This is a genomic window from Vibrio mytili, from assembly GCF_049563345.1.
Classification (GTDB): domain Bacteria; phylum Pseudomonadota; class Gammaproteobacteria; order Enterobacterales; family Vibrionaceae; genus Vibrio; species Vibrio mytili.
In genome coordinates this window covers 743,984-759,702 of the sequence record NZ_CP110482.1, presented here as the reverse complement: position 1 = coordinate 759,702, position 15,719 = coordinate 743,984, and the positions used below count along the sequence as shown (strand labels likewise).

The following is a 15,719-nucleotide window of genomic DNA, read 5'->3' as shown; positions in this document are numbered from 1 at the left end:
AAGTCTGATAAATTGACTTGTAACAAGTTCATTACAATACTTTATTTTAATGTGGAAGAATGAACGACATGAGTTGTGGTCTGTTCGGTGAAGCTATTCGTTTCTTTGGTCAGCCAAAGTAAACTCGGTGTTTTAACTTACTGTTTAATCGATTAATTTTTATAGGTATAAATGCCCACAGTGGCTTATGTTCCACGAGATACATAATATCCATCCCACCTCTTAGCGAGAGGCAAATAGTGGGGGACAAACATGTTAGCACGCACAATTAAGATCGTAGCTCCGTTAGTTTTATTGCAAATTTTGTCAGGTTGCCAGTCAGAAGATAATGATCAGTTGAAATCTGAAGTAGCAGCATTGAAGCAGGAGGTGAGTAAACTTTCTGACGATATGGGCAAGATTCAAACTCAACTTGAAGATATGAAGGAGTTGGCGTTCAAACCACCGAAGAAAGAGCCCAGGGTGTTACCCAATCAGCCCAACTTTACTGAAGATGGTACGCTTCCAGTACTAGGCAGTAAAGACGCCACAATCGCGATCATTGAGTTTTCTGATTTTCAATGTCCGTATTGTAAACGTTTTACGGATAACGCCTTTAAACAGATTAAGGAAAACTATATTGATACAGGGAAAGTGCAGTATGTCGCGCGAGACTTCCCACTTAACTTTCACCCTCAAGCAATGCCGGCTGCAATCGCAGCAACATGCAGTTTAAAACAAGACTCCTACTGGCCAATGCGTGATGTACTATTCAGCAACCCAAAACAATTGGGAGATGAGCTTTATCAAAAAGCCGCCACAGATTTATCTTTAGACATGCAAGCCTTTGCTGACTGTCTAAAAGATCAATCGGTCGCCGATAAAGTTGAAGGGGATTTAGCATTGGGTAAATCGCTCGGCGTGAGAGGTACACCAAGCTTTCTTATTGGTCGAGTCGAAAACGGTGAACTTATTGAACCCCAAATCGTAGTGGGTGCTCAACGCTATCCCGTTTTTGAATCGATACTTAATGATTTAGAAAAAGGTAAAGAAGCTAAATAGTCGTCTGAATAACCCTTCCCAAAAAGCAATCTTACCGGTTGCTTTTTTATTTTCCGAAGATTTATTTCTTAAATATTTTGTTGGATTTGATGTTTATAAACTTAAAGAAAAATCCGATATTTGTTTACTTTATACCTACGCTATACCTACGCTCAATTTGTAATGGTATTGATCTTTTTTGGTTAATGATTTGTTTATTTATGATGGTTGTATGAGAAATGTAATGTCCGGGTAATTAAACGGTCACCATTATGACAACTTAATGATATTTATGGTTTTAATTTTTGTTTTAATCAAAATATAGTCAATTATATTATTATAATTTCATATAATTAAAGGTGTTTGAATATTAGACACACTTGCATCATACATTCATGATTTCAATACACTTATTCATATATTTTATTTTTATTTATAAATTTGATTGAAAATTAATCTATCTATTTGCTAGTATCTTTCTTTCAAAAATATGTTCGTACTTAAGCTAAGTTATCAACGGAGGATATTGGCCTGATTGTATGAAAATGGTTTTATAAACTTAAATGGTTGATGTGTAATTCTTGACTTATATATCCTTTGGCCGTTTTTTCATTTAAAAACTGATTTTTAAAGTCACTGAAAATTTATATATTTAATTAGTGTTTTTATATTGCCATAACACTAATTCTATTTTGTCGTGAGAAATAACTCCATGTTGTTTTAAAGCGTCGAATATCAATACGATTAATAATCTGGTGTTAAAATTTAGCACTGGAATTATCTACGTGTTTGTTATCTAACACAGTATTTAATTTGAAAGTAAATGGAATATAGAATATTACATATGTTTAATATCTCTCTTAACTCTAATAAATTAACCAATAACGCTTTAAAAATTACGACCTTGGCTTTGATCGGAACTTCATCAGTTTTGTTCAGTGCGGCAGCGTTATCTCAGGCTAAAACACTGCTGATGCGCAGCACTCAACACGAATTGAGCGAAAATCCCAGTACAGCACAGGCGATATCAGGTGAGGTGTCATCTAAGCGCCAGAATGCGAAGAATAGCACCAATGCCTTGCTCAAAGCGATGTCCAACTATCGAAGTGCTAGTAAAAAAAATAAAGCGAATCATCTGGTTGAGTTATTCAATTTAGCGGAAGAGCGTCAGGTTTTACTGTCTGAACTTGTACAATCTGATCCTGCTTCTGTAGCGAGCTTGGTTATTTCAGAGCAAGATCGCCAAGGTATTCCAACTGAGGTTCAGGCTTTACTAGAACAAAAGCAAGTGCTCGAAGGTGAACTGGAAGTCTTTTATGAAGACTATGAAGATCACAGCAAGAGTCGTTTACATCATGTGCTTAAAACAGCCGATGGAAGTGTAGAGCTGCATATCTCAAACCTTGCAAAACTAAACTCACTGCAATCTGGTATGAAAGTGCGTGCCAAAGGATGGAAGTTTGAAGAGATAGGTAAGGGTTTTGAGTCATTAGTGCTTGAAGATTCTCAGCAAAGTCTCACTATAATGGCAGATGGAAGCAGTGTTTCGACCACAACGGCAAGCTCCACTTCATTAACATTACCTAACACGCTTGGCGAACAGTCTACTTTGGTCATGCTTGTAAATTTCCAAAATGATGTACAAGAACCTTGGACGGTTGAAGAAGTGACCGACTTAGTCTTTGGCTCTGTTAATGATTTTTACAGAGAGAACTCTAACGACCAGACTTGGTTTGCTGGTGATGTGCAAGGCTATTACACATTACCTATTAATTCTGTCTGTGATACCACTCAAATCTATACAGCCACTAAAGAAATTGCGGCTTCTAACAACTTGGATATAGATAGTTACAGTCGTTTAGTGTTTGTATTCCCTCAAATTTCCGATTGTGGATGGACAGGTAAAGGAACGGTTGGAGGCTCACCTTCCAGAACTTGGGTAAATGGTTCTTTGACGTTAAGAACGGTTGCGCACGAATTAGGGCATAACTTAGGGTTACATCACGCAAAAAAGCTTGAATGTGGTGCGGATGTCATTGATGGAGATTGCTATACGATTGAATATGGTGACAGTCTAGAAATTATGGGAACACCTGGGTTTACTGGCCATTTCAATGCCTTTAATAAAGACAGCTTAGGTTGGTTCTCTATAGACTCATCATCAGTTGCAGGCAAAATTGTTGAAGCAACGACAGATGGCAGCTATGTACTTGAGCCTTATGAAGTTACGCCAGCAGGTGAAGCTAAAGCGATTAAAATCCAACGTGGCGTTGACGCGACGAGTGGTCAAAAGCTTTGGTATTATCTTGAGTACCGTCAGCCTACAGGCTTTGATAGTTATCTTGGCAGTTACCCAGCACTTACATCCGGTGTAACAATGCGATTAGGTACAGAGTCTGACATGAGCAGTAGCCAACTTATCGACTTAACGCCTGCAAGCCAAATTACAGATTGGAATGACTCAGCATTATCTGTAGGCTCTAGCTATACCGACGCCGATGCAGGCATCACAATCACTACCGAGTGGGCCGATAGCACAGGTGCAAGCGTTCATGTTAGTTTCGCAGAGCCGGCATGTACTCAGAGTGAGCCAGCTATATCTGTGACTTCTAACCAGAGTACCGCTATGGTTCCTGGTAGCCTACAGAGTTACACGGTATCTGTGACCAATAACGATAGCGATAGCTGTTCATCTTCTAATTTCTCAATTGAAGCGGAAGCGCCAGCAGGTTGGACTACAACGGCAGCCACTATAGATTTAGCGCCTGGTGCAAGCGATACGGTAACGCTTAATGTCACTTCGGATGAATTAGCTACGGATGGAACTTATACAATTACGTTCAATGTATTAAATAATGCTGATAGCAGTTACAACACGAGTACAACGTCGAACTATGTAGTCGAAACGCCAGTCGAAGCCTGTGAAATTGGTACTCCGCTGTTGACCGTGGTACCAAACCAAAGTGGTGAACTTGAGCCGGGTAGTACAATCAGTTACACAGCGACAGTAACCAATCAGGACAGTGTGAATTGTGATTCTGCTGTTTTCAATATAGAGCTAAGCGTTCCTAATGGTTGGAACGGAGACAATGGAACAGTCACTTTGGCGCCAGGTGAAAGTCAATCGGTAACGCTAGACACAATAGCGAGTTCAGATGCATCAGATGGCAGTTACAATGTAACGTTTTCTGTGCAACATACGCTAGATTCAAGCTTGAGTGCTAGTGAGGTGGAGAGCGTTGTGATTGCCGCTCTGGTTGAACCAAACAGTGCGCCTATAGCTTCGGATGATACTGTTACTCTGGCAGCGAAAGACCCAGTTGTGTTCAATGTACTGGCGAATGACAGGGATCCTGAAGGGGATACCTTAACGATTATCTCTGTAACACAAGGTGCTAAGGGTAAGGTTCAAATTTCAGGTGATGGTCAGTTAATTTATACACCAGCGAAAAACTTCAAAGGTAGTGACAGTTTTGGTTATACCATCAGTGATGGTGATCTAACTGCGTCTGCGTCAGTGAATATTGGTATGACGAGTTCTTCTGGAACAGGAAGTAATAAGGGAAAAGGTAGGAAATAATCTTCGTAAGCTCTTATCCTGTTAACAATAAAAAGGTGCAATGGTTAAACCATTGCACCTTCTCGTTATATATGAAGTAATTTCATATCCTTATCGTATTACCTCCAATTTAAAGACTCTCTGCTAACTGTGCTTTGACCGTAACAATTGGTTCGGCTGCTACACCTCCATCTCCGTCTGTTACCGAAATTTGTAGTGCAGTTCCGAGATCACTCAATCCGGCAAACGTTAGGATATCCACGGTAAATGAACATGATAATGTTTCGCTAGGTTCAATAGAATCATTGAAACAGTTGTTTGCGATGATTTCATAGTTTGCAGTAGCTAATCCAGTTGCAACGACTGCCCCACCAAGTTTGACGGAGTTCAAGTTAACTGGCTCATAGCTAGACGCGTTTGCAATATCCAAGAACACAGTAATTTCAAGATCAACTGCTAGGTTGACATCAGCTGGCTCATCGATAAATACAACTTTACCATTATCTGTATCTGTGAGTATTTCAGGTGTCGCATCATCTGTTTTACCTGTTACCATAGCCGTATTCATATGAGGTGTATCAGGTTCACCAGATAGGAATACAGTGACTGTACAGAACCTGCTGTCTCCAGGTGCTAAGAAGTCACCGTAGAAGGCACAGTCTCCTTGATAGTCAAATTCATCAAATATCACACCTAGCTCGTCGTCAACCAACGCTGTTAGAGTGATACTATCCACAGGGGATGTATTGGTAATTTCAAACGTGAAGTCTACATCAGCACCAGACTCGGTTACTGAATATGGAGGTTCATCTAATGCGTTTGGAGTTTTAACTAAGTCAATATCACCTGGGCTGTTACTGAAAGAAACACTCGCTTGACCGGTATCGTCGTCGGAGTCGTTTTCATTGTCAAAAGCCACGGCGGTTGCATTGTTGACAAATGGCGCATCACCAAGGTTACCAACGACATTTCTTGTATAACTAAATTGACAAGTCTCACCAAGACCTAAGACTTCATTCAGACATGCTGCAGCCTCAGTGGTGATATCATATTGATCATCAGTAATCGATGTTATTGTAACGGCATCCACTGAAGATGTATTCGTTATGACAACGGTATATTCAACAGGCTCACCGGTGATACTTTCCACTACTGTAGTTGGATTAGCTGATTTTGTAACAGAAATAGTTGGTGGTACGTTGTGAAGTTCTACAACGACCTCATTACTACAGTTTGGATTTGGTGTGCCAGCGGTACTAGGTGTTACACAGGTATTATCACCTACTGGATCATCATATTCATCAACAATGGTTGAACGAACGTAGTTTTCAAATAGTTCCGGATCAGGGACATTTGGTAAGTCTTCGTCATCAATCCGAATTTTATACGTACATTCAAGACCAACGGATTCTGGTGGGATTACATAAGGTAGCTCTACAGTTTCACAAGCGTTTAATTGTCCACTGCTCAACAGTGTGAATTTACCTTTAGTAACACCGATGTCATTAACCCCTGGTCCACCATTCAATATGAAGGTTTCTGGAGAATCACCAATATTGGTGCTTGATGATACCTCATCTTCGATATAAGTAACTTTAACAAAACTACCTGTGCTAGGCGCAGGGGTGATAGTTATGGTGTAAAGGAACTCTTGATACGGCTCTGAACCTGTTAAAGGAGTTACAGATTTTTCTGTAATTGGCGGTTCTGGTTGAATAAAGATTGGAATATTATAGTCATCGTCACAATTACATTTTGATGGAGCGCCTGGAAATGCATCGGTTGGGTAACCACACACTTCATTTTTACCCGGTTGACGCCAGCTTACACAGTTTGGCAGGTTGAGTTGTCCATCGCCATCAGTATCTTGACAAAGTGTGGTAATTTCTGCTGAGTGAACAACGACTTGTGCTTGTTCTACATCCCAACAAGAGTCACCATCGGTGTTATTCGCGTTTACAGAATATTCATCACTTAACGTATAAATATTACAACTACCATTAAGTGCGTCTGGGCCTCCATTGTTCTGGAAATATAGCCCGATGTCATAACGATCACTAGCAGTAGATACTACGTTAAAGTCTGCTTCAAAAGTAACCTCCTTACCGGCTACACAGACATCTGTACCAGGGCCAACAGGTTGACCATCGATTTCAGTAACCACAATATTATTCGCTTCTGCAATATTAATATCGTTTGCTGTACAGTTTAAATTTTTACCGTATAGATCCTCCATACAAGAGTCTTGTATGCCAGGATCTTGAGCCAATGCTGCTGGCCCATAAAGAGTTGCGGCGCTTATGAGCAGGGCGCTGAGCAATCTTTTATGTCGGCTATGTATTAAATGTTCCATCATCTACCTTCTTTTTATTTTCGAAAGTTGATAAAGGGGGTTGTGGATACCCAATGATGCCAACACTGGATCCGGCACCATTGGACACCCAAGTTTTTGTGCCCCCGTCCTTAGACACTGTTCCCGAGTGGTACATGTTACATCTGGAAACATCTGTCGTTTGCAAGTTACAAAGCAAGAATTAAACCAGATGATAAGTTGTTGAAATATAATGATATGTATATTTTTTTGAAGTGTATTCTTACGAATGGGTGAACACCTTGTTAACCAGGTGTTGTGGTTGTTATTGATAAAAGAACAACAATACCATGCAAGATCATGAGGTTGGGGTAGAGCTAAAGCATTACAAAAAGTAGGTGTACTGAAGTGGACAGGTGTACAGTTGGTTTACAGGTTTATAAACGTGTTTAATTTGTGTAGGTCGGACTAGTTAGGCCTGCATTGTTGAATGTGTGAAAGTCTTGCGTTTAGCCCCAAAGGATATACAAAAACTGATAATTAAGTTCAGGGCCAAGGGTGTTTTATCATCTAATATAGGAAATTAGAATATGGGGGGAATCAGCCAACTCTCTATAAGTACTCGTTATGGCGGTTGCTTATATCCGATGACCAGTCTTTGGTGTGTTATAAGCGTTTAGGCTCCTGATAAATCAGGCGAGCTCGATAAATGCAGCACCATTCTTGCCATTCTTCTTTATCTCATACATAGCGGCATCGGCTTTTTGATAAATGTCTGCAAAGTTGTTTGCACCACTGTTGAAAATACATACGCCAATACTTAATCCAATGTTGAAGTTCTGCTTATGTTCCGTCTTTAGCGAAGTTTGAATACTTGGAGGGATGCTGGTTAACAGTTTGTCACAGAGCTCAGATAATTCTTCAGGTGATTTTTCTTTACATAAGACGACAAACTCATCACCCCCAATTCGAGCAACTTGCGCATCGTGAGGCGTGAGCTTAATCAAGTCGTTTGAAATACGAATCAGTAAACGATCACCAGCATGGTGCCCTAATTCATCGTTAACGGTTTTGAAATTATCCACGTCAAAAAATATTAGAGCTAACTTTTGTGACTGGGGGTTGTTACTCATGCAATTGAATCGATGTTCAATTGCATTTCTATTGAGCAAACCAGTAAGAGCATCACTGTTGGCCAGTTTAGCCAGTTGCTGTTCATAGCGTTTTTCTTGAGTGATGTCGATGTGGGTTCCCATCATCCGTAATGGGGTACCGTCAGGTGCATACTCTACAATTCGACCCCGATCAGATACCCAACTATCCGTTCCGTCTTTGTGAAGCATGCGATGGACGACTTGATAAAGATCGGTTTTGCCTGCTAGGTGGTCTTCAAATGCGCTAACAGCAAGGTCGTAATCATCTGGATGAAGGTTATTTTTCCATGTCTCGACGGTTGCAGTGAGTTCGTGAGACTGATAGCCCAGCATTTTTCCCCACTGCATGTTGAATATCGTCAATGTACCAGATGGGATATGTTGTTCCCACAGGCAAAGGCCATTGTTATCAAGTGCTGCGTTCAGTTTTTCTTGCAGGCGAGTATTTTGACGTGTGAGTTCTTCATTGTCTTTTTCTAGCTGCTTTAGTCGCTTTAAAAGCTCTTCCATTTTCTAAACACTCGATACCTTAGTCAGGTAACTATACGAAACATCTCACTAAACTTCTATCCAGTTTCACGTGCTCAGGATAAAAAGTGAATGAATAGTGCTTAGCGTTTAAATAAGAGTTGAGGGCTTTTTATGGGGCTGCTTAGGTGGGGTCGAATTAGATAAAACAACGCTCCTGGTGCAAAGTACTATGGTGTGCTTTGCACCGGGACTATTGAGGCTAGTTTAGTTCGGTATTACTTTCAGCTTGATAAGTAACATTGATAATTTCAATCGTTTTAACGCGCTTATTTGGCAACGGCCACTCAAGCTTTTGCCCAACAGACAGACCAATCAGCGCGCTGCCAACTGGAGCAAAAATCGAGATATCATCACTGTTTTTTAAGTCTTGAGGATAAACCAATCGTCTGGTTAAAACTTTGTCTTCGCCTAAGAACTGAAACTCTACGATTGAGTTCATTCTTACCACGTTCTCTGGCACGTCTTCCGGTTCTAACACCGTAGCTCGATCAAGCTCTTCTTCAAGCTTCATCAGTTCTTCTGAAACACTCGGCAGCTTCTCAAGCATTGCTGTGATTCGATTTATATCGATATTGGAAATATAGATAGGGTCGTTGTTTTGCATTTATTGACTCCAAAAAAAAGACCGCCACATAAAAATGGGCGGTATTTTATTGATTGCTCTTTGATTTTTTATATGGGTTTAGTTCCATATTTAAGGGCTGATATTAGCCTTTATTGGCGTGACCTTCCAGTAAAATGTTTCTATCGTCGCAGTAATTTATTTCATTTAAAGTCGTCTTTCCTTCACCACCAATGTTGAGACGGGGGTAGACATGAATGAATGTTAAAACTAGACAAGCAGAGTTGGTATTTAATTACATAATTAGGCTGCACTCTTTGGCTTCTACCCCTTTAGGGTAGTTTGAAACTGTAATTGATTTACATCATGTATTAATTTTCTTTCACAAATAACAATGAGCTCAGTGATAAGAACCTAACCCTTAGGAATTATAATGAGCAAGTTGAAGCTAGTAGTCATCGGTAACGGAATGGTCGGTCACCGCTACATTGAAGACTTAGTTGATAAAACGGATGTCTCTGAACTGGATATCACCGTTTTCTGCGAAGAACCTCGTGTTGCGTACGATCGTGTGCATCTTTCCTCTTACTTTTCTCACCATACTGCCGACGAACTGTCGTTGGTTAAACAAGGTTTTTACGAGAAAAACGGCATCAACATGTTGATTGGCGAGCGCGCGATCAACATCAATCGTGAAAATCGTATTGTTTATTCAAGTACCGGTCGTGAAGTTCATTATGACAAACTGATTCTGGCTACTGGCTCATACCCATTTGTTCCTCCTATTAAAGGGCATGAAAGCAAAGATTGCTTTGTTTATCGGACAATCGAAGATCTTAAATCTATCGAAGCATGCGCAAAGAACAGCAAATCAGGTGTGGTTGTTGGCGGAGGTTTACTTGGTCTTGAAGCCGCTGGTGCGCTCAAAGCATTAGGGGTAGAAACGCATGTTGTTGAGTTCGCGCCAAAACTGATGGCAGAGCAACTGGATCTCGCTGGTGGTAACCAACTTCGTCAAAAAATCGAGCGCATGGGTGTTAACGTTCATACCAGTAAAAACACCCTTGAGATTGCGCCAGAAGGTAAAAATGCACGTAATGTCATGCGTTTTGCCGACGAGACTGAGCTAGAAACGGACTTTATTGTGTTCTCTGCGGGCATACGTCCTCAGGATAAATTAGCTCGTCAAATGGATCTCGAAATTGGTGTTCGAGGTGGCGTAGCAATCAATGACCATTGTCAGACGTCTGATAAAGATATTTATGCCATCGGGGAGTGCGCTTCTTGGAACAACATGTTCTATGGTCTAGTCGCTCCTGGTTACAAGATGGCGACGGTTGCCGTTGATCACCTACTGGGTAACACAGAAAGTAAATTCCAGGGCGCTGATATGTCGGCGAAACTGAAACTGCTTGGCGTAAAAGTAGGTTCCATCGGCGACGCAAACGGCCGCTCCGAGGGATGTAAGAGCTATGTCTATCAAAATGAAGAGCAAGAAGTTTACAAACGTCTGATCGTATCAAAAGACAATAAGAAACTGCTTGGTGCGGTGATGGTCGGTGATACCTCTGATTACGGCGATCTGCTTCAGCTCATGTTGAATGAAATCGATCTTCCAGACAACCCTGATGCTTTGATCCTTCCTGCTCATGCAGGCGCGGAAAAGCCAGCGTTAGGCGCGGATGCTCTGCCAGAAAGTGCCGTTATCTGTTCTTGCTTTGATGTGACAAAAGGTAAGATCGCACAAGCCGTCGCTGATGGTCATCATACACTGGGTGACATCAAAGCTGTCACAGGAGCGGGCACAGGCTGTGGTGGCTGTATTCCTCTTGTCACTTCAGTTTTGAACGCAGAGCTTGCCAAGTCCGGTATCGAAGTGAAAAACGATGTTTGTGAGCATTTCGCTTACTCTCGTCAAGAGCTCTTCCACCTAATTCGTATTGAAGAAATAAAAAGCTTCGATGAGCTGCTACAAAAGTACGGCAAAGGCTATGGCTGCGAAGTGTGTAAACCGCTGGTTGGTTCCATATTGGCATCATGCTGGGGTGAGCACATCCTTAAGCCGCAATTGGTGAAGCTGCATGACACCAATGACAACTTCTTGGGCAACATTCAGAAAGATGGGACTTACTCGGTAATTCCACGAATGGCGGGTGGGGAAGTTACGCCTCAAGCGCTTGGTGCGTTAGCTGCGGTTGCGGAAGAATATAACCTATATACCAAAGTGACTGGCGCTCAGCGTATCGGCCTGTTTGGTGCACAAAAAGACGACCTTCCGGTCATCTGGGGCAAACTGATTGATGCTGGTTTTGAAACAGGCCAAGCGTACGCTAAAGCACTGCGCATGGCGAAGACTTGTGTTGGTTCGACTTGGTGTCGCTACGGTGTTCAAGATTCGGTTGGTCTTGGTTCATTTATCGAGAATCGCTACAAAGGCATCCGTACCCCGCATAAGATGAAGTTTGGTGTATCGGGCTGCACGCGTGAATGTGCAGAAGCACAAGGTAAAGATCTTGGTATCATTGCCACTGATGCGGGCTGGAACATGTACGTATGCGGCAACGGCGGTATGAAACCTCGTCACGCCGATTTGTTAGCGAGCGACTTAGACAAAGAAACTCTGATCAAATATATCGACCGATTCATGATGTTCTACATCCGTACGGCGGCACCACTGCAACGCACTTCAGTATGGATGGAAAATCTGGAAGGTGGTGTGGACTACCTACGTGAAGTCATCGTCAATGACAAGCTCGGCATTAACGCTCAACTAGAAACTGATGTTGCGAAACTTGTTGATGAGTACGAGTGTGAGTGGACGACAACCATCAATGATGAATCACAGCTAACGCGTTTTGCGCATTTCATTAACTCAGACAAACGTGATGAAAATGTGCAGTTTGTACCTGAACGTGAACAACATCGCCCGGCGACCTTTACGGAGAAACATCCGGAAGCAAAAGGCGACATCCTACACGTAGCACTCACAGAAGCATAAGGGAAGGTCGACTATGTCATTTGAAAAAATCTGCCAAATTAACGATATCATCCCTGGTACAGGCGTTTGCGCTCTTGTTGGTGGCCAGCAGATCGCGGTATTTCGTCCAACCGAAGACGAAGAGGTTCTGGCGATCAGCAATACCGACCCGTTTTTTCAATCAAACGTATTATCTCGTGGTTTGATTTGTGAGCACCAAGGTGAGCTTTGGGTCGCCAGTCCGCTTAAAAAACAGCGTTTTAACTTAAAGACTGGGGTCTGTATGGAAAATGAGCAATTTAACGTCAAAGCTTACGCTGCGCGTGTGATAAACGGCGAGGTTGAGATCTCAGCTTAAGTCTTGTTCCCTCCTCTAATAGGGGGAGGGAATGTCTTTAGATTTAATAGGTAAACGCTTTCTGACCATTATGACCGCGGTCCGTATTTTTCCAAGGCTAGTTTCTTTCCAAGGCCTTTAGTAGGAAATGACTCAAACGCCCACGGGTAGTGCTTTAGGGAGCTTTTCTCTATTCAATCTTTAACTTTTAACTTTTAACTTTTAACTTTCATTTTTGAATAAGGACTTATTCATGTCTACAGATTATAAACCGGCTGAGTTCGTGCAAACCATGATTAATGTTGGTGAAGCAAAGGTAAATACTAGCACTCGAGACCTGCTTATTCGCAGTACGATGGCGGGGGTTATTCTTTCTTTAGCGGTTGTCGTGGCGATTACAGCGATTGTTCAAACCGGCATTGGCGTTGTGGGCGCACTGGTTTTCCCAGTGGGCTTTGTGATTCTGAGTGTAATGGGTTATGACCTCGTAACGGGGGTATTTGGTGTTGCACCTTTGGCCAAGTTGGCTAATCGTCCTGGTATTACTTGGGGACGAGTGATGCGCTGCTGGGGAATCGTTGGATTAGGGAACCTCATTGGTTCTTTGCTGGTTGCTTACTTGGTTGCAATATCATTGACGGGTAACTTTTCGTTAGATCTCAATGCCGTCGCGAAGAAGTTTGTGGCAGTTTCTACGGCGCGTAGCCTTGGTTTTGAAAACATGGGTATGGACGGATGGATTACGTGTTTTGTACGTGGTATTTTCTGTAACCTCATGGTGTGTCTAGGTGTTATCGGCAACATGACGGCGCGTTCAGTCTCTGGTCGTGTAGCGATGATGTGGTTTCCGATCTTCATCTTCTTTGCACTTGTATTCGAGCACACGGTAGTAAACATGTTCCTCTTCCCATTAGGCATGATGTTAGGCGCGGATTTTGGCGTTGCAACATGGTTGAACTTTAACCTTATCCCAACGATTCTTGGTAATATTGTTGGCGGTTTAGTCATGGCGACCTTGCCGCTTTACATTACTCATGCGAAAACAGCGCCGTCTTTGAATGCAGAATCAGGCATAGAAGCTAAACCTGCAATCGCTAAATAAACGGTACGATGTGGTCTCACGTTGTAATACTGGGACCACATAATTTATTTAGCTAACAGCTAGCGGTTTGGCGATAAAAAGTAGCTACTTGTTTGTGTACAGTTTTTCACGCTATGAGACCTTGTGAGTGTGACTTTTTATCTCTAAATTTCCTAATAGGCATTGCTATGATGACCAATAACACTTCTTTAAACACCGGTTTCGTATCTTTGGTTGGAGCGGGGCCAGGTGACCCTGACTTACTGACTGTTAAGGGCTTTAAAGCCATTCAAGCCGCAGAAGTGGTGGTATATGACCGATTAGTTTCGAGAGCCATTTTGGCTTTGGCGGCTGAAACTGCTGAGATGATTTATGTAGGCAAAAAGCTCGACTTCCACTGTGTTCCTCAAGAGCAAATTAATCAAATTTTGGTTCAAAAGGCGCAAGAAGGTAAGCGTGTTGTGCGCTTGAAAGGCGGAGACCCGTTCATGTTTGGGCGTGGTGGTGAAGAGTTGGAGACGTTGGCAGAGTCTGGGGTTAACTACGAAGTGGTGCCTGGCATTACTGCCGCAGCGGGAGCTACGGCTTATGCCGGTATTCCGCTAACGCATCGAGATCACGCGCAAAGTGTCCAATTTATTACTGGTCATGTGCAAAAAGATGGGCGCGATATTGAGTGGCAATCATTGGCACAATCGAATAACACCTTAGTGTTCTATATGGGGTTAAAACAGAGCGGTCATATAATGGACAAGCTGATAAGTCATGGGCTTGACCGAGACATGCCATGCGCCATCATTGAAAACGGTACGCGCCCTGAGCAACGTGTTTTGCAGGGTAAGCTCGTCGAGCTAGCAGATATGGCACAGAACGCCTTCAGCCCCTCTATTATTGTCGTGGGCAGTGTCACACAGTTACATCAAAAGCTCGACTGGTTTGTTGGCTAGGTTGCGGTCTGTTAACTCGGCTGTTATGACTTAAATGTTGTTAATTAAATCGTGCAAGGACTTCGCTGTCTCTGCATTTCTTGTCTGCGCATTGGCATGCCGTCAATCAACTCATTGATGAATTGCCAATCCGTCTCTGCTCCCCAACGGTACTTTTCTTGACCATCTTTGCCAAGTAGAATTGCGGTGTGCTCACCTTTAATGACTCGGTACTGTTCTGCTAACTGCTGAGGGTCTATTTCCTCTTTTAACCAGTCCGGGTAGGTGAAACCGTCCTCGGTCATGACAAGAATCACCATATCTCGATCTTCCAGTTCACACTCATTCATTAGTGTCTCTAGTAAGAATTGTTTTACGTGGGCGTCATTCTCAGGTGCAAAATAAAGAACGCTTCTATGAGGCCAGTATTGTGCGTAAGTGGGGTAACTCATTGCGATAGGCGATAAAAGCCAGCAAAGCAATGCTATGAAGAGTAGTTTAGTCATAATTAGACCCCTGAAAACGACAATAACTGTTTATACGCTAAGTTTAGTGGAATTGGTTCAATATGCTTCGCGGTAAAGATTATGCTTTGGGGTAAAGATTGTGCTTTGGAGCAAACTGGCTTAGGGTAAGCATCAAACGAACAAAACGTAGAAATCGATGACTTCAGAAAGCAATCAAAAAATCGCAATCCTAGTTGATGTGCAGAATGTGTATTACACCTGTCGAGAAGCGTACCGTAGCAACTTTGATTACAACCAATTCTGGTACGTTGCCACGCAAGGCAAAGAGGTTGTTAGCGCAAGAGCTTACGCCATCGCAAGTAATGATCCGAAACAGCGTCAGTTTCATCATATTTTGCGTGGTGTTGGTTTTGAGGTGATGCTCAAGCCTTATATTCAACGTCGTGACGGCAGCGCAAAAGGGGACTGGGATGTGGGTATTACCTTGGATGCCATAGAAATAGCACCAGACGTGGACGAGGTAGTGTTGGTCTCGGGCGATGGAGATTTCAGCGTGTTAGTTGAGCGAATTCAGCAGCGTTATAACAAGAAAGTCATTGTTTATGGCGTACCGCGTTTAACGTCCCAAACCTTGATCGATTGTGCCGATATTTTTGTCGCCATTGATGACCATTTCTTACTTTAGATATCGACAATCTTATAAAAAGGGAGAATCACTTCAGGCAGTACGACAATGTACCAAGTGACTCTCCCTAAACGAAATGTCACATACGTCTAGTGACGTTGTGCTCCGA

General features: G+C 42.4%; 11 protein-coding genes. 7 read left to right on the top strand and 4 right to left on the bottom strand.

Going from position 1 to position 15,719, the window contains the following annotated elements; genetic code table 11:
- The first annotated feature begins 252 nt into the window (after positions 1 to 252).
- A complete protein-coding gene (locus ONE56_RS17040; RefSeq protein WP_423840543.1) occupies positions 253 to 1,041 on the top strand; it encodes a DsbA family protein in 789 nt (262 codons plus the stop codon).
- A gap of 823 nt (positions 1,042 to 1,864) precedes the next feature.
- Positions 1,865 to 4,600, top strand: a complete 2,736-nt coding sequence (locus ONE56_RS17035; protein ID WP_423840542.1) for an Ig-like domain-containing protein — start codon at positions 1,865 to 1,867, stop codon at positions 4,598 to 4,600.
- A gap of 109 nt (positions 4,601 to 4,709) precedes the next feature.
- Here the strand turns inward: ONE56_RS17035 and ONE56_RS17030 are convergent, their stop codons facing one another.
- The 3 genes from ONE56_RS17030 to rnk form a co-directional block, all read right to left on the bottom strand.
- Complete coding sequence (locus tag ONE56_RS17030; protein WP_423840541.1) at positions 4,710 to 6,935, bottom strand: hypothetical protein; 2,226 nt, start codon at positions 6,933 to 6,935, stop codon at positions 4,710 to 4,712.
- A gap of 647 nt (positions 6,936 to 7,582) precedes the next feature.
- Positions 7,583 to 8,554 (bottom strand): GGDEF domain-containing protein, encoded by a 972-nt coding sequence (locus tag ONE56_RS17025; RefSeq protein ID WP_423840540.1) that lies wholly within the window; start codon positions 8,552 to 8,554, stop codon positions 7,583 to 7,585.
- A 220-nt stretch (positions 8,555 to 8,774) separates the two neighbouring features.
- On the bottom strand, positions 8,775 to 9,179 hold the full coding sequence (rnk, locus tag ONE56_RS17020; protein ID WP_423840539.1) for a nucleoside diphosphate kinase regulator: 405 nt from the start codon (positions 9,177 to 9,179) through the stop codon (positions 8,775 to 8,777).
- Between the two features lie 391 nt (positions 9,180 to 9,570).
- Here rnk and nirB point away from each other — a divergent pair, with 391 nt between their 5' ends.
- The 4 genes from nirB (at position 9,571) to cobA (ending at position 14,479) form a co-directional block, all read left to right on the top strand.
- Complete coding sequence (gene nirB, locus ONE56_RS17015) at positions 9,571 to 12,135, top strand: nitrite reductase large subunit NirB (RefSeq protein ID WP_423840538.1); 2,565 nt, start codon at positions 9,571 to 9,573, stop codon at positions 12,133 to 12,135.
- 13 nt (positions 12,136 to 12,148) lie between these two features.
- On the top strand, positions 12,149 to 12,472 hold the full coding sequence (gene nirD, locus ONE56_RS17010) for a nitrite reductase small subunit NirD (protein WP_041154453.1): 324 nt from the start codon (positions 12,149 to 12,151) through the stop codon (positions 12,470 to 12,472).
- A 232-nt stretch (positions 12,473 to 12,704) separates the two neighbouring features.
- On the top strand, positions 12,705 to 13,553 hold the full coding sequence (locus tag ONE56_RS17005; RefSeq protein WP_041154454.1) for a formate/nitrite transporter family protein: 849 nt from the start codon (positions 12,705 to 12,707) through the stop codon (positions 13,551 to 13,553).
- 167 nt (positions 13,554 to 13,720) lie between these two features.
- Positions 13,721 to 14,479, top strand: coding sequence for a uroporphyrinogen-III C-methyltransferase (cobA, locus tag ONE56_RS17000; protein WP_423840537.1), 759 nt, complete (start codon positions 13,721 to 13,723; stop codon positions 14,477 to 14,479).
- A 44-nt stretch (positions 14,480 to 14,523) separates the two neighbouring features.
- Here the strand turns inward: cobA and ONE56_RS16995 are convergent, their stop codons facing one another.
- Positions 14,524 to 14,964 carry a DUF4174 domain-containing protein gene (locus ONE56_RS16995; protein ID WP_423840536.1) on the bottom strand — a complete coding sequence of 147 codons (441 nt, stop codon included), beginning with the start codon at positions 14,962 to 14,964 and terminating at the stop codon, positions 14,524 to 14,526.
- A gap of 157 nt (positions 14,965 to 15,121) precedes the next feature.
- Here ONE56_RS16995 and ONE56_RS16990 point away from each other — a divergent pair, with 157 nt between their 5' ends.
- The gene (locus tag ONE56_RS16990) at positions 15,122 to 15,610 is read left to right on the top strand and encodes an NYN domain-containing protein (protein WP_041154457.1); all 489 of its coding nucleotides are present in this window, start codon (positions 15,122 to 15,124) and stop codon (positions 15,608 to 15,610) included.
- Positions 15,611 to 15,719 lie beyond the last annotated feature (109 nt).

What these genes read in the sequence shown, in the direction of transcription:
- ONE56_RS17040 (WP_423840543.1), top strand. Translation starts at nt 253, where the DNA reads ATGTTAGCACGCACAATTAAGATCGTAGCTCCGTTAGTTTTATTGCAA.
- ONE56_RS17035 (WP_423840542.1), top strand. Translation starts at nt 1,865, where the DNA reads ATGTTTAATATCTCTCTTAACTCTAATAAATTAACCAATAACGCTTTA.
- ONE56_RS17030 (WP_423840541.1), bottom strand. Translation starts at nt 6,935, where the DNA reads ATGATGGAACATTTAATACATAGCCGACATAAAAGATTGCTCAGCGCC.
- ONE56_RS17025 (WP_423840540.1), bottom strand. Translation starts at nt 8,554, where the DNA reads ATGGAAGAGCTTTTAAAGCGACTAAAGCAGCTAGAAAAAGACAATGAA.
- rnk (WP_423840539.1), bottom strand. Translation starts at nt 9,179, where the DNA reads ATGCAAAACAACGACCCTATCTATATTTCCAATATCGATATAAATCGA.
- nirB (WP_423840538.1), top strand. Translation starts at nt 9,571, where the DNA reads ATGAGCAAGTTGAAGCTAGTAGTCATCGGTAACGGAATGGTCGGTCAC.
- nirD (WP_041154453.1), top strand. Translation starts at nt 12,149, where the DNA reads ATGTCATTTGAAAAAATCTGCCAAATTAACGATATCATCCCTGGTACA.
- ONE56_RS17005 (WP_041154454.1), top strand. Translation starts at nt 12,705, where the DNA reads ATGTCTACAGATTATAAACCGGCTGAGTTCGTGCAAACCATGATTAAT.
- cobA (WP_423840537.1), top strand. Translation starts at nt 13,721, where the DNA reads ATGATGACCAATAACACTTCTTTAAACACCGGTTTCGTATCTTTGGTT.
- ONE56_RS16995 (WP_423840536.1), bottom strand. Translation starts at nt 14,964, where the DNA reads ATGACTAAACTACTCTTCATAGCATTGCTTTGCTGGCTTTTATCGCCT.
- ONE56_RS16990 (WP_041154457.1), top strand. Translation starts at nt 15,122, where the DNA reads ATGACTTCAGAAAGCAATCAAAAAATCGCAATCCTAGTTGATGTGCAG.